This is a genomic window from Nguyenibacter sp. L1, assembly GCF_035199985.1.
Lineage (GTDB): Bacteria > Pseudomonadota > Alphaproteobacteria > Acetobacterales > Acetobacteraceae > Gluconacetobacter > Gluconacetobacter vanlangensis.
The window spans coordinates 1,000,516-1,014,734 of the sequence record NZ_CP127015.1; the positions used below are offsets into that span (position 1 = coordinate 1,000,516).

The window sequence follows — 14,219 nt, forward strand, 5'->3', positions numbered from 1 at the left end:
CCCCCATCAGGCGCCCGCCCGGACGCTGCGCGTCACTTCCTCGATCGTCGTCTCGCCCCGCAGGGCGGCGACCAGGCCGGCGGTGAACATCGGGACCATGCCGGCCTCGACCGCCGCCCGTTCGATCGCCAGATGGTCGCTGCGCGCGAAGATCAACTGTTCGATCGCCTCGTCCGGTTCCAGCAATTCGGCGATCGCCTGGCGGCCGCTATAGCCGGTATGGCGGCATTTGGCGCAGCCCACGGCGTGGAACAGCGTGACGGGGGCGTCCTGGTCCGGCGCGCCCCGGCTCAACGCGCTTTGGGCCGCCGCACCTTGCGCCAGCGTGCGCAGGTCGAAGCGCTCCACCAGTTCGCGGGGCGCGGCATAGGGCGTCTTGCACGCATCGCACAGCCGCCGGACCAGCCGCTGCGCCAGCACGCCGCGCAGCACCGCCGTCAGCAGATAGTCCTCGACCCCCATGTCGCGCAGGCGGATGATCGCGGCCGACGCCGAGTTGGTATGCAGGGTGGACAGAACCAGATGCCCGGTCAGCGCGGCCTGCACGGCGATCTGCGCGGTTTCGATATCGCGGATTTCGCCCACCATGATCACGTCGGGGTCCTGGCGCAGGATCGAGCGCAGCAAGGTGGCGAAGGTCAGTCCGATCTGCGGCTTGACCTGCACCTGGTTGATGCCGGCCAACTGGTATTCGATCGGGTCCTCGATCGTCACGACCTTGCGCGTGATGCCGTTCAGGTCCGACAGGCCGGTATAGAGCGTCGTCGTCTTGCCCGAACCGGTCGGACCGGTCACCAGGACGATTCCGTTGGGCTGCGCCAGCAGGGTGCGCATGCGCGCGACGATGTCGGCCGGCAGGCCCAGCGTGGCGTAGTCGAAGCGGACGCTGGACCGGTCCAGCACGCGCAGCACCACCGTTTCGCCGTACAGCGACGGGATGGTGGAGACGCGGAAATCGATTTCATGCCCGCGCACCGCCAGCTTGATCCGCCCGTCCTGCGGCAGGCGGCGTTCGGCGATGTCCAACCGGGCCATGATCTTGATGCGCGAGATGATCGCCGGGATCAACTGGGCCGGCGGGTTGTCGACCTCGTGCAGCACGCCGTCATAACGATAACGCACGCGCAGCCGGTCCTCGAACGGCTCGATATGGATGTCCGACGCCTGGGTTTCCACCGCGCGGCTGACGATCTGGTTGACCAGGCGGATCACCGGCGCCTCGGACGCCAGGTCCTTCAGCCGCTCGGCATCGTCTTCCAGCGGGGCGTCGTGATCCTCGGGCACGACCGTGTCGTCCTCGGCGCGGGGATAGAGCCGATCGAGCGCGGCCTCGAGTTCGATCGGCACGCCGACCAGGCAGGCCACGCGCAGGCCGGTGGCGGCCGCGACCGAAGCCGGCGTGAATCCGTCCAGCGGATCGTGCAGCGCCAGCGACAGCACGCCGTCCCGCACCGCCAGGGGCACCGCATGGACGTCGCGCAGGAATCGCGCGCCCAGCCTGTCCGCCAGCACCGGTTCCTCGGGGTAGCGTTCGGGCGGCACCAAAGGAATGCCCAGCAATTCCGCGTAGCTCTGCGCCATTTCCCGTTCGGACACCAGGCCCAGTTGCAGCAGGATCCGGTCCAGCCGCCCGCCGCCCTGCTCGGCGGCGCGGCGCGCGCGCTCGATGGCGCGCGGATCGCAGCGGCCGCGTTCGACCAGCAACCCGGCCAGCGCCTCGACCGGCGCGGCATCGGCGCCGTATGTCACGACGTTACTGTCCATGGATGTCCCAACCGTTCTTCGCGCTCATCCCCATGGCTGAAAGGCGGTCTGCCATAGCCAGGTTCCCCACATTGCCGCGGCCAGGCCCGGGCCGAAGGGAATCATCATGCCCCGGCCCGGCCTGCCGCGCGCGGCGATCATGGCGCCGCACAATGTCAGGAGTGCGGCCACGAACACGATCGACGGCAGCGCGGCCGGCCCCAGCCAGGCGCCGCCGGCCGCCAGCAATTTCGCATCGCCCAGTCCCAGCCCGTCCCGGCCCCGCAGCCGCCGATACCCCAGGGCGATCCCGGCGAAGGCGCCATAGCCCAGCAGGGCGGCGGCGCCGTGCGCCAGCAATGCCTGCGCCCCGCCGGCCGCGGCCAGCGCCAGCCCCGCCGCCGCCAGCGGCAGCGTCAGCCCATCCGGCAGGCGGAAGATTTTCAGGTCGATCGCCGCCAGGACCAGCAGCCACCATCCGAACAGGCAGCCGCGCCAGACCAGCGGTGCCGGGACCGGCGCCCCCGCCCCGCCCCGCCAGGCCGCGAGCAGGACGAGGGCGGCGACCGCCAGGGCCGCCAGTTCCATGGCCGGATGGTGCGGATCGATCGGTGCGCGACAGGTCCGGCACCGGCCCTTCTGCGCCAGGTAGCTGACCAGCGGCACCAGGTCCCGCGGCGCCAGCGCCGTCTTGCAGCACGGGCAGGCCGAACGCGCCAGCACCACCGGCTCGCCCCGGGGCAGGCGCCAGGCCAGCACGCCCAGGAACGACCCGACGAAGGGCGCCAGCAACAGAGGCAGCCAGGGGGCGCACAACATCGGCGGACACGGCATCGGCGGGCAGGTCAGGGGTTGCAGATCTGCGTCGCCGTGTTGGCGGTATTGCCGCTGGAGCCGGCCGAACAGAGGTCGTAATCATGGCCGGGCCGCTCGGACGGGTTGCGGTAGATATAGGGATGGTGCCAGGGGTCCAGCGGATCGCCCCCTTCCTTGACGTACGGGCCGTTCCAGTTGTCGGCCCCGGCCGGGCGGGCGACCAGCGCGTGCAGTCCGTCCTCGGAACTGGGATAATTGCCCATGTCCAGCCGGTACAGGTCCAGCACCTGGCCCAGGCGCTGGATCGATTCGCGCGCCACCGAATTCTTGGCGCCGCCCAACTGGCGCAGCGCGGCGGGCGCCACCAGGCCGATCAGCAGGCCGAGGATGGCGATCACGACCAGCAGTTCCAGCAGCGTGAACCCGTCGTCACGGCCGCGCGCCGGGCGTAAGCGGGATGTCGGGCCCGACAAGGAGAACTGCGCGGATTTCGGCATATTGAACCTGCTTTCCTGTGATATGGGACGAGGTGCGTGCATCAGGGCAGGCATCGAACAAAGGAAGGGCCCGGCCCCGTCATGGCAATCGCGTACCTCGGCTGCATGGCGCTCGCCGCTTCGATTTATCATCTGCCCCCGCGTGTCCTGCCATCGATCCAGGCCGTGGAAGGGGGGTGGAACGGCTTCGTGCATCACAACGCGAACGGCACGGATGACCTCGGCGTCATGCAGGTCAATACACGCTGGATCGATCCGATTGCAAGGTTCACCCATGTCGCGCCGCTGGTCGTCTATCGCAATCTTCTGGAGCAACCGTGCTATAATATCAGCGCGGCCGGGGCGATCATGCGCCTGTACCTGAACGAGACGCATGGCGACCTGATGCGCGCGGTCGGCGATTATCATTCCCACACCGCCCTGCTGAACCAATCCTATCAGGCGCTGGTGCTGGCCTGGGCGCGGCGGCTGTTCCGCCCGGCGCGCCAACCCGTGACGCGCCGGCCATAGGGGGCGCCCCTGTCACCGAGCCGGCGTCGCCACGCGTATCGCGCTGAATCGGGTGCTGCCGCCGTCGGAAAACAGCGAGACCCGGTCGCTGCCTGCCGGGGGGAAGATCAGGTCGGTCATGCGCAGCACGCCGCCATTGGCGAAGAGTTCGACCGAACTGCGATCGACCACCAGATGCAGCGACACCACCCCGCCCGGCGCGGCCAGATGGGCGATGTGGACCAGGCTGAATTTGGGGGAAAACCCGACATTGCCGGAATGGCCGCGATCGAGGGTGAGATTTCCCTTGGCGAAATCATAACTGATCACGGTGCCGGTCCTGCCGTCCGGCGTCTGCCGCACGACGATCCCGGCGCGTGCGGCGCCGCCCCGCCGCAAGGTCAGACGGATATCCATCACGTCGCCGCGGACGGGCGCGCGCCATGACTGTCCGCCGCCCACGACCCGGTCGCGATAGGTGGCGACACCCTGCCGGCGCACCCAGTCTTCATACGAGGGCGCGGGGGTCTGGACCAGCGCCGGCCGGCCCTCGACCGTCTTCAGCGCGAGTGCGACGGGCAGCGTCATCTGCCCGCGCCAGGGCGCGGTCGGCACCGCGTCGGCGTAATCCCAATTATTCATCCAGCCGATCAGCAGGGGCGCGCCGGGTCCGGTATTGGCGAAGCGGGTCGTCGCATAGTGATCGGCGCCGTGGTCCAGCCAGTCATAGGCGGCCGGATCCGACCCCGCCGGCGGCAGCGAATCCGGCGTGAAGGTCATGCCGTCGAACCGTCCCACGAAATATTGCACCCCCGACCCGCCGGCGATGCTCCAGGGATTGACGCTGACGATCATCACCCACCGCTTGTCATGGACATTGCCGTCGAGAGGAAGCGAGACCAGAACCGGCATTTCCCACAACATGCCGGGCTTGCGATAGCCGGACGGCTGAAAATCGCTGAGGAACGACCAGTGCAGCAGGTCGGTCGAACGATACAGCTTGACCACCTGGGCGTCGCCGACGACGGTGGCCATGACCCAGCATTTTCCGTCGGGATACCAGAAGACGGACGGGTCCCGAAACTGCCTGGAATCCGGATGCAATGTCAGGATCGGGTTGTGGTCGTAGGGTCGCCAGCTTGCGCCGCGATCCAGACTGTAGGACAGCGATTGTGCCTGCGTGCCGTCGGGGTGGGCGGGATTGTTGTAGAAAACCGACGTATGGAATGCGAGCAGCGGTGGCGCCGAGGCGCTGCCGAGGCCCGAGCGGTTCTGCCGGTCATAGATGACGGAACCGGAGAAGATATCCTCGTTCGGCGTGGCGGGGATGGCGATGGCGTCCTCATGCCAATGAACCAGGTCGGGGCTGGTCGCATGGCCCCAGGACGTATGGCCCCAGACCATGCCGGCCTGGTTGTACTGGTAGAAAAGATGATAGGTGCCATCAAGCAGGAACGGGCCGTTCGGGTCGTTCATCCAATGGGCGGCGGGTGAAAAATGCAGTGCCGGCCGCCATTGCGGCGTCTGCCCGTCCTGCGACCCGTCCTGCGCCCGCGCGGCCATGGGCAACAGCGACAGCGACAGCAGACATGCCGCCAGAATGCGGCCCCAGCGCGCATGGACGATGCGCCGGCCGGCCGATGATCCCAAGTTTTTCATCCTGCGTGACATACCCTATTCCATGAACCCGAAATCGAAAGACCAGCCTGCCCCAAAATTGCTTCGGGGGACAGGCCGGCCCATTCTTGCCGCGCTGACCTGGTCGCTATTGAGCCGCGTTGACGAAGGATGTGACGCTGCCCGTCGTACCCTGGCTGACCTGCATGTTCTGGCTGATCAGGTCCTGGATGAAGCCGGCGATGTTGATGTCCGCCCGGTTGGCCGGAATGTCGCCATAGCCGCCCAGGCCGCCATTGCCGTAACGCAGATCGACCATCGACATATCGGACCGGATCCGCAGTCTCACCGTCGGCGACAGCGTGCCGCCACGGCGATCTTCGACCCTGTCGATGAAGGATTCGACCAGCCCGCCCGGCATCACGTAATGCGAGTAGGACTGGAACGCCCGCGGATTCTGCAGCGGGTTCGGAGCAAAAGCCGTGCCCGCCGGCGTGTTGAGGTCCGTCGGGTTGCCCATCACCAGGCCGCTGCCATAGTTCATCGGCTGGAAATCGCTGCGGATGCCGTTGCCGACGAAGCCGTACACACCGTCCGGACCATCCACGCCCGGCGCATAGGTCGAACGATGGCTGATCGTGAAGATGTAGTATTTGTCTTTCCTGATATAGACCTGCGGACGCTCGGTCTGGTCGTTGACGCAGTTGGCCGAAATCAGCGGCGGCAGGAACGTCCATTTGGACAGCGACGCGTCCTCGGCGACCGCCAGGCCGATCGTCGCCTTCTGGTAATAGGCGCCGCTATCCAGAACCTGCTGCAGGGTTTCGGCGTTCGGATCCCCCGGACGATAACCCAGGTCGGCGTCGGTGCAGTTCGGAACGCCGAGCTGGCCGGCGGTATTGCCCTCGAACACCATGTAGTTCACGCCGGGATGGTTCGGATCCTCGAAGGTGAACGGATCGCGGAAGTTATAAAACGGGTTCTGCGCCCCGTTCTGGTACAGCACCCCGTCGGGGCGCAGCAGCGGCGTGTGCGTGGTAAAGCCGGTGAACCAGACATGGTTGAAGTCGGCATGGATCTGGCCCAGGCTCTGGGTGATCACCGCCTGGGCGGGGGTGATGTCCTGCCCGGCCGCATTCCGGTTGAATGCCATGTCGGTATAGAACAGCGACACCTGGTTGCTGTTCGGGTCCAGCAGGCGCATCGACCCCGACCATTCCGCCGTGATCGTGTAGGTCGTGCCGGCGAAGACCTGTTCCTGCGCGCCTTCGGGGATGATGTGCCCGCCATAGATCCAGCCGCCATTCGCCGGACGCTTGTCGGCCGGAATGCCGGCGCGGCGGTAGAAGAAACCGATCCGCGCATGAACGTGACGTTCGTCGAAAGAATAACCGGCATTCGGGTCGGCGGTCAGGCTGAAAATGACTTCCCAGCCGTTATAGCTGAACTGGTTGGCATGCTTGTCGATCAGCGTCCAGGTGTCCCACACCCAGACATCCGGGTTGATCAGCGGGAAATCCTCGGGGATATCCGGCATGACCAACTGCCCGGGCAGCGAGTTCTGGCCCGCCGCGACCGACGGATTGGAATGCGCCTTGATCTGCATCGCGTCGGCGCGCGTCCAGCGCGACGTGAAATCCGCATCGGGCGCATAGGCCTGCTGCGTGTGGATCGTCGGCAGCGGGAAGCCGGGCACACCCTGCGCAAACGCGGTCTGGGCCCCTATGGACGAGATGAAGGATCCAGCCAATGCCATTTTGAGCATCGGTCTTTTTTGGCGTTCGTTCGCCATTGCCATTCTCCTGAAGCAAGACACTCCTGTGGCTGCGGAAATATTCCGCAGCCCTGCAATCATCGAAAAATCGTTGATATATAGAGACTTGCCCTCGCTCACCGCCCCCTTGAGCGGCGCCGAGAAGATCACGAAGAATTTATATTTGTCAATTTCTGCCGAATGACAATCTGATGACAGAGCCTTTCCGGCATTTTATTTCAAATCAAAAACAATATAATGTACGCCTTGAGATCAATATGTTTAATTTTTACGACTTATTAATCACATTGCGGACGCGATAACGCGCCAGGATATTCTGGTTTTAAAAAACTGTTTTTTAAATACGGAAAAAGCTGCGTCCAACACGGACGTGGCCATCCGGATACCCGGATATTCGAGCACGCGAAGAGCTTCTACCCGATCGCGTCTCGCGGCAAGGGAACGGCATGACGGACCGAATAGTTCCCGGACCCCGATAAATCAACAAGAGGACGCCAACGCGAGGCATGCGGGCGATTCGGCATTTGCACGTTCCTTGCCCGTGATGATGGGTGCGCTCCGTGCGGGCCAAGCGTGACCGGCGACGTGTGGAAGCGCGCCGCCTCTTCCATACCCGAGGCGAACGAGAGAAGCTGCGTGACCGGGGTCACGGCAATGACCGGAACAAGGGGGTGAGCGGAAAAATATGGAAACGAACAGTTTCATTCATTTTCGTTTTTGCGCGAACAGAAGGATGTTAACAAATTCCCATCGGCAACGGCTCCGAGCCGGCGCCTGATGAATTTGGCATGATCCGTCCAAGGAATTTTGAAATGTCCCGATATCTTCTGACGATTTCCGCCGCGACCGGGGTCCTTCTCACCGCTCTGGCCGGCAGCGCCTCGGCCCAGGTTCCGGCCAAGCCCGCCGATGTGCAGGCCGGCACCTATCAGGTCGAGTCCAGCCATACGCAGATCGGCTTCTCGCTGCTGCATTTCGGCTTTACCAATTATTCGGGCCTGTTTTCGGGCGTGTCGGGCAGCTTGACGCTCGATCCCAAGAACCCGGCGGGATCGGCGCTGAACGTCACCATCCCCATCGCCTCGGTCCAGACCACCAGCGACAAGCTGACCGGCGAACTGAAGGGCGCGCAGTGGTTCGACGCCACCCAGTTCCCGAACGCCACCTTTACCTCGACCAAGGTGACGGTGACCGGCAAGGGCCGTGCCGTGGTGACCGGCAACCTGACCATCCGCGGCGTCACCAAGCCCGAGACGCTGAAAGTGCGCTTTATCGGCGCGGGCGTGAACCCGCTGGACAAGAAATACACGGTCGGGTTCGAAGCCACCGGCACGATCAACCGCAGCGATTTCGGCGTGAAGATGTACGTCCCCTATGTCGGCGACGCGGTGGATCTGCGCATCGCCGGCGCCTTCGAGCGTCAGGGCTGAGCCCGTCATGCCGGCCAGTTCCGACAAGGCCGGCACGGCCGGCCGCTATGATCCGGTTGCGATCACCCTGCATTGGGTGATCGCCGCCGGAATCCTGGCCCTGATCGGCATGGGCCTGGTCATGGACCACCTGAAACTGCCGCCGATGCAGGTCTTCAAGCTCTATCAACTGCATAAATCGATCGGCATCACCACCATGCTGGCGGTCGGCCTGCGCATCGTCTGGCGGACGTTCCATACGCCCCCTGCCCTGCCGTCCGGCATGCCGGACGCCGAGCGCCGGGCCGCGCACGGGGTGCATTGGCTGCTCTATGGCCTGCAGGTGCTGCTGCCGGTCAGCGGCTGGGCGCTGGTCTCGGCCTCGGTCTTCAATATTCCGACCGTACTGTTCGGCGTCGTGCCCTGGCCGCATCTTCCGGTCCTGGCCACGCTGCACGACAAGGCGCCGGTCGAAGCCGCGCTGAAGACCCTGCATCACTGGAGTGCCTGGATCCTGACCGCGATCATCGCCCTGCATGCCGCCGCCGCGCTGCGCCATCATTTCGTCCTGAAGGACGACATCCTGCGGCAGATGCTGCCCGCCCGCCGCCGTGCCCCCCGTTCAAACCCCGTCTGACAGGCTTTGCGTCCCATGCCCCATCCTGCGTCTTTCCCCATTCCTTCATCCGCGCGCATCAGGGGCGCGCTGCTGGGCGCGGCGCTGCTGCTGCCCGGCGCGCACGCCCTGGCCGCCGGCTGGACCATCGATCCGGCCCACAGCACGATCGCCTTTACCGGCACGCAGACCGGCGCCAGGTTCACCGGCCATTTCAAGACGTTCGGCGGCACGATCCAGTTCGATCCGGCCCATCCCGAAGCCGGGCACGCGCTGATTACGATCGACGTCGCCTCGGCCGCGACCGGCGACGCGCAGCGTGACGAGGCCATGCCGGGCGCCGATTGGTTCGATATCGCCAAATTCCCCAAGGCGACGTTCGAGGCCCGGAATTTCCAGTCCAAGGGCGGCAATGCCTATGTCGCCCAGGGCACGCTGACCATTCGTGGCGTCAGCCAGCCCGAGACCCTGCCCTTCACGCTGGATATCACCGGCGGCACCGCGCATGCCAAAGGCCATCTGGACCTGGTCCGCACGCCCTTCGGCGTGGGCCAGGGACCGTGGGCCAGCGGCCAATGGGTGGCGCTGGAGGTCGGCATCGACATCGACATCACCGCCCACGGCGCCTGAACCGAAGCGTATCCGGGCATTCGCCCATTCTTCATCCCGTCATTTACGACGACACCGGCTATTACGACAGCGGCGCCGCGTGACCCATGGGTCGCGCGGCGCTTGGCGTTTTTGGGGCCGGAAATCCATGGCGCTCGATCATGCATCTTTTGGAATCAATTAACTTCCGTCATTTCCATTTAAACGATGATCGCCGCGGTCTATCTCTTCCCCTGTAGCAGGCCGATACGGCCGGGAGGCATCACATGATAGACGTCAGATCATTCGACAGCCTGGGCGGAGCCGATCATGGCTGGCTGAAGGCGAAACATCATTTCTCCTTCGCGGAATATCGCGATCCCGAGCGCGTGCATTGGGGCAATCTGCGGGTCTGGAACGACGACACCATCGCGCCGGGCACGGGCTTCCCCGCCCATCCGCACCGCGACATGGAAATCATCACCTATGTCCGCAAGGGGGCGATCACCCACCAGGATAATCTGGGCAACAAGGGCCGCACCGAGGCCGGCGATGTGCAGGTGATGTCCGCCGGCACCGGCATCACGCACAGCGAATACAACCTGGAACCCGGCGAGACTCAGATCTTCCAGATCTGGATCATCCCCACCGCGCACGGCAAGGCGCCAAGCTGGGGCGCGCGTCCGTTCCCCAGGGAGAACCGGGCCGGTCATTTCGTCACCCTGGCTTCGGGCTATGACAGCGATGCCGACGCGCTGCCGATCCGCGCCGATGCCCGCGTTCTGGGCGCGACGCTGAAGGCCGGCCAGACCGCCGAGTATGTCCTGGGCACCGAGCGCTTCGCCTATCTGGTGCCCGCCACGGGCGCGGTCGAGATCGACGGCGTGCGGGTCAATGCCCGCGACGGCGCCGCAATCTCAAAAACCGACACCCTGCGCGTCACCGCCCTGGAGGACGCCGAAATCGTCCTGGTCGACGCCGCCTGACAAGCGGCACCCGCCCGCCGGTCGGCGGGCGGGTACTCTGCCGCGTCGCGGCACCACCGCAACTCTGGCCAAAGCAACTCTGGCAAAAGCAACTCTGGCCGCCGACGCGCTCTTATCGCTGGACGGCAGCCGGAGTCCGTTCGGCGACGGAGCAAGAACGCCATGATCAAGATCCTGGGCATATCGGGCAGCCTGCGACGGGCGTCCTTCAACACCGCGCTGCTGCATGCCGCCCCGCCCCTGCTGCCCGAGGGCGCCAGCCTGGAATTCCATGCCGGGCTGCGCGACATCCCGCCCTATGACGAGGATGTTCGCCAGGCCGGGTTTCCCGCCGTGGTGGCGGAACTGCGGCAGAGCGTGCGCGACGCCGACGCCCTGCTGATCGCGACGCCGGAATATAACCGGTCCATCTCCGGCGTCCTGAAGAACGCGATCGACTGGGTGTCCCGCCCGCCGGACCAGCCCTTCAACGGCAAGGTGGTCGCCATCATGGGCGCCAGCCCCGGCGCCCTGGGGACCGGGCTGGCCCATTACCATTTACGCCAGGTGCTTTCGACCCTGGGGGCCTATGCGGTGCCGGGGGCGGAGATGCTGGTCGGCAACGCCGCGACCAAATTCGACGCCAGCGGCGCCCTGACCGACGATCCGACACGCGTGCACCTGCAGAAACTGCTGAACCGGCTGGTGGTGCTGGCCGGCCAGTTGCGCTGACGCGGTCGGAGGCGGCGCGCGCAAAAGGCGCGGAACAGGGATCAGCGCGGCGCGGCGTAGACGGCCAGTTCATGCGCCAGATGGTCGCAGACCGCCCGGACGCGCCGCACCGGCTTGAGGTCCTGGTGCATCACCAGCCAGAGTTCCAGCGCCATCGCGAACTGCGCGGGCAGGACGGGCAGCAGGGACGGCGCGCGCCGGGCCAGGGGCTGCTGGCAGATGCCGATGCCCAGGCCCGCGCGGATCGCCGCCAGTTGCGCGACATGGTCATCGATCCGGATCGCGAAATCCTCCCGCGCCAGGCAGAGCCCCGCCTGGCGGATCATCGCGAGGTCGCCTTCCCGCCGGTCCGGCCCGATCAGCGCATGGCGGGCCAGGTCCCCGGTCCCGGCCGGCAGGCCGTGCCGCTCGGCATAGGACGGGGCGGCGAACAGGCCCAGCTTCACCGCGCCGATCCGGCGGGCCAGCAGGTCCCCCTGGCTGGGCCGGACCATCCGCACCGCGATATCCGCGTCACGCCGCAGCAGGTCCTGGTTGCGGTTGTCCAGGTGCAGTTCGATGACCAGTCGCGGATGACGAACGCGCAATGCGGCCAGCATCGCCGGCAATACCTCGGTCCCCATGGTCTCGCTGGCCGTGATCCGCACCACCCCGGACACGGCCCCGGCGGGCGCCGAGGACGCCCGCATGAAGGCGGCGGCTTCCGACGCCATGGCTTCGGCGTGCCGGCCCAGCACCAGGGCGTCCTGGGTCGGAGTCAGCCCCGCCGGGGACCTGGTGAAGAGCACCGTCCCGATGCTGCGCTCCAGGGCTTCGAGCCGCCGGCGCACGGTGGGTTGGGCCACGCGCAGCGCCCGCGCGGCCGCCGACAGGCTGCCTTCGTGCAGGATGGCGAGGAAGACGCGCTGATTGTCCCAGTCGAACGGCTGGGGGCTCATGAATCGGGGCTCATAAATTTCATACTAGCCGATCGACGGATTCGGACAATTCCGTTTACCCCCGAGATCGGCTCGTCATGAGTCATGTCACAGGAGGACGACATGACCATACCCGGAACGGCCTTGATTATCGGCGCGCGCGGCGGCATCGGCCGCGCGGCCGCCGGCACATTGCTGCGCCATGGCTGGCGGGTCCGCGGCCTGGTCCGCGGCACGGCGCCGGGCGGCGCATCCCATCCGCCGCCGATCGAATGGGTCGTCGGCGACGCAATGGATTCCGCCGCCGTGATGGCGGCGGCGCGTGGGGCCGATGCCGTGATCCATGCCGTCAATCCGCCCGGCTACCGGCATTGGGACAGGCTGGTCATGCCGATGCTGGAAAACAGCATCGCCGCCGCGCAGGCCGCCGATGCGCGGCTGGTCCTGCCCGGCACCGTCTATAATTTCGGCCCCGACGCCGGCTGCGCACCCGATGAGGACGCGCCGCAGAACCCACTGACCCGCAAGGGCGGGATCCGGGTCGCCATGGAGCGCAGGCTGCATGACGCGGCGCGCGGCGGGCTGCGCGCGCTGATCGTCCGGACCGGCGATTTCTTCGGCCCCGGAGCGGGAAACAACTGGTTTTCCCAAGGACTTTTGGGCAACGGACGCCCGGTGCGGGCCTTGACCGACCCTGGACGGCCGGGGGTCGGGCATCAATGGGCCTATCTGCCCGACGTGGCCGAAACCATTGCCCGGCTTCTGGCGCGGGAGGAGGCGCTGGAGCGCATGGCGCGCTTTCACATGGCGGGCCATTGGGACCCGGACGGGCGGCACATGATCGCGGCCATCCGGCAGGCGCTGGGCGATCCGGATATGCGGGTGCGCCGCTTTCCGTGGTGGCTGGTCGGCGTGATCGCGCCCGCCGTGCCGTTCTGCCGCGAGTTGCACGAGATGCGCTATCTGTGGCGGACCGGGCTGCGGCTTGGCAATGCGCGGCTGCTCGGCCTGCTGGGGAGCGAGCCGCATACGAGGCTGGACATTGCCGTCCACGCGACGTTGCAGGCCCTTCTCCAGCGCCCATAGGCGGCGGCGCGTTCCGGATGCCGATCACGAATCCACGAGCGCGATTGCAGCCATGCCGGACCGCACGCATGTCGAGACAGCGACTTGGAGCCGGTTTCTTCCGCTATCGGTCGATATCGGCTGGTATCGGCTGGCGGTAACGGCGGGACGCCGTCTCTGAAAAGTTCGTGAGAGAGCATCCGTGTGACCGGGCCGACCGCCCAGCCGCGCATGCTTGAGAGAAGGCTGCCTGTCATGCAAGTCAAGGACGTCATGACCTCGCCGGCGATCGGGATCGCGCCGACCGATGCCATTACCGATGCCATCCGGCTGATGCTGGAACACAGGGTCAGCGGGCTGCCGGTCATTACGCCGACCGGGGAACTGGTCGGTGTCGTGACCGAAGGCGACCTGATGCGCCGCAGCGAGCTGGACACCGAGGCCGCCGTTTCGTGGTTCGGGAACCTGTTCCGCACGCCCGGCCGGCAGGCATCGGATTACGTGCACAGTCATGGGCGCCGGGTCGGTGACGTCATGTCGGAGCGGCCGGTTTCCATCTGGCCCGAGGCGCCGCTGCGCGACGCCGTCATGATGCTGGCCCTGCACAATGTCCGGCGGCTGCCGGTCGTGAAAGACGACCAGGTGGTCGGCATTATTTCCCGTTCCGACATTCTGCGCGCCCTGCTGCCCCTGGTTCCGCAGGACCATGCCGTCTCGGACGACCGGAACATCCGCGAGGCGATCCTGCGGGAACATCGCAGGGTCCTGCCCTGGAGCGCGCGCACGCTGATCGGCGTCGACGTCGCGAACGGCGTGGTGGAACTGACCGGCACGGTCACGGACGATCGCGTGCGCACCGCCGCCCGCGTGGCCGCGGAAAACGTCAAGGGAGTCGTATCCGTGGTCGACCATGTCGTCTACACCAACCCCTATGAAGGTGTGACGATCCCGCCGCCGCCGCTGCTTTAGGCCGGCGCGCGCCGGACAATCC

General features: G+C 66.3%; 15 protein-coding genes. 9 read left to right on the plus strand and 6 right to left on the minus strand.

The genetic code is table 11. The annotated features are described in order from the left end of the window. Positions 1–6: 6 nt before the first annotated feature. Genes QN315_RS04405 through gspG form a run of 3 tightly spaced genes read right to left on the minus strand, consistent with a single transcriptional unit; the run spans position 7 to position 3,056 of the window. Positions 7–1,764, minus strand: a complete 1,758-nt coding sequence (locus QN315_RS04405; RefSeq protein WP_323991671.1) for a GspE/PulE family protein — start codon at positions 1,762–1,764, stop codon at positions 7–9. A gap of 24 nt (positions 1,765–1,788) precedes the next feature. After that, the gene (locus QN315_RS04410) at positions 1,789–2,535 is read right to left on the minus strand and encodes an A24 family peptidase (protein ID WP_323991672.1); all 747 of its coding nucleotides are present in this window, start codon (positions 2,533–2,535) and stop codon (positions 1,789–1,791) included. A gap of 53 nt (positions 2,536–2,588) precedes the next feature. After that, positions 2,589–3,056, minus strand: coding sequence for a type II secretion system major pseudopilin GspG (gene gspG, locus QN315_RS04415; protein WP_323991673.1), 468 nt, complete (start codon positions 3,054–3,056; stop codon positions 2,589–2,591). A gap of 81 nt (positions 3,057–3,137) precedes the next feature. Between gspG and QN315_RS04420 the strand changes: the two genes are divergently transcribed. Next, positions 3,138–3,566, plus strand: a complete 429-nt coding sequence (locus tag QN315_RS04420; protein ID WP_323991674.1) for a lytic transglycosylase domain-containing protein — start codon at positions 3,138–3,140, stop codon at positions 3,564–3,566. 12 nt (positions 3,567–3,578) lie between these two features. Here QN315_RS04420 and QN315_RS04425 read toward each other — a convergent pair whose 3' ends face one another. Both QN315_RS04425 and QN315_RS04430 read right to left on the minus strand, forming a co-directional pair. Beyond that, complete coding sequence (locus QN315_RS04425) at positions 3,579–5,195, minus strand: glycoside hydrolase family 32 protein (protein WP_323991675.1); 1,617 nt, start codon at positions 5,193–5,195, stop codon at positions 3,579–3,581. A 115-nt stretch (positions 5,196–5,310) separates the two neighbouring features. Beyond that, on the minus strand, positions 5,311–6,954 hold the full coding sequence (locus QN315_RS04430; protein WP_323991676.1) for a glycoside hydrolase family 68 protein: 1,644 nt from the start codon (positions 6,952–6,954) through the stop codon (positions 5,311–5,313). Between QN315_RS04430 and QN315_RS04435 the strand changes: the two genes are divergently transcribed. The 6 genes from QN315_RS04435 to QN315_RS04460 all read left to right on the plus strand — a co-directional run bounded on the left by QN315_RS04435 (position 6,887) and on the right by QN315_RS04460 (position 11,246). Then, positions 6,887–7,120 carry a hypothetical protein gene (locus QN315_RS04435; RefSeq protein WP_323993832.1) on the plus strand — a complete coding sequence of 78 codons (234 nt, stop codon included), beginning with the start codon at positions 6,887–6,889 and terminating at the stop codon, positions 7,118–7,120. The genes QN315_RS04430 and QN315_RS04435 overlap by 68 nt on opposite strands. Positions 7,121–7,748: 628 nt before the next feature. Continuing rightward, positions 7,749–8,366 (plus strand): YceI family protein, encoded by a 618-nt coding sequence (locus QN315_RS04440; protein ID WP_323991677.1) that lies wholly within the window; start codon positions 7,749–7,751, stop codon positions 8,364–8,366. A gap of 7 nt (positions 8,367–8,373) precedes the next feature. Then, positions 8,374–8,982: a cytochrome b gene (locus QN315_RS04445; RefSeq protein WP_323991678.1), complete on the plus strand. Its 609-nt coding sequence runs from the start codon at positions 8,374–8,376 to the stop codon at positions 8,980–8,982. Positions 8,983–8,997: 15 nt separating this feature from the next. Next, entirely contained in the window at positions 8,998–9,591 is a 594-nt protein-coding gene (locus tag QN315_RS04450) for a YceI family protein (RefSeq protein ID WP_323991679.1), read from the plus strand. Between the two features lie 245 nt (positions 9,592–9,836). Then, positions 9,837–10,535, plus strand: coding sequence for a pirin family protein (locus QN315_RS04455; RefSeq protein ID WP_323991680.1), 699 nt, complete (start codon positions 9,837–9,839; stop codon positions 10,533–10,535). Positions 10,536–10,697: 162 nt separating this feature from the next. Continuing rightward, positions 10,698–11,246 carry an NADPH-dependent FMN reductase gene (locus QN315_RS04460; RefSeq protein WP_323991681.1) on the plus strand — a complete coding sequence of 183 codons (549 nt, stop codon included), beginning with the start codon at positions 10,698–10,700 and terminating at the stop codon, positions 11,244–11,246. A 41-nt stretch (positions 11,247–11,287) separates the two neighbouring features. Here QN315_RS04460 and QN315_RS04465 read toward each other — a convergent pair whose 3' ends face one another. Continuing rightward, positions 11,288–12,184: a LysR family transcriptional regulator gene (locus QN315_RS04465; RefSeq protein ID WP_323991682.1), complete on the minus strand. Its 897-nt coding sequence runs from the start codon at positions 12,182–12,184 to the stop codon at positions 11,288–11,290. 102 nt (positions 12,185–12,286) lie between these two features. On the opposite strand from QN315_RS04465, the gene QN315_RS04470 reads away from it, so the two are divergent. Together QN315_RS04470 and QN315_RS04475 are read left to right on the plus strand one after the other, a co-directional pair. Then, positions 12,287–13,249, plus strand: a complete 963-nt coding sequence (locus QN315_RS04470) for an NAD-dependent epimerase/dehydratase family protein (protein WP_323991683.1) — start codon at positions 12,287–12,289, stop codon at positions 13,247–13,249. Positions 13,250–13,483: 234 nt separating this feature from the next. Beyond that, positions 13,484–14,197 (plus strand): CBS domain-containing protein, encoded by a 714-nt coding sequence (locus QN315_RS04475; RefSeq protein ID WP_323991684.1) that lies wholly within the window; start codon positions 13,484–13,486, stop codon positions 14,195–14,197. Positions 14,198–14,219 lie beyond the last annotated feature (22 nt).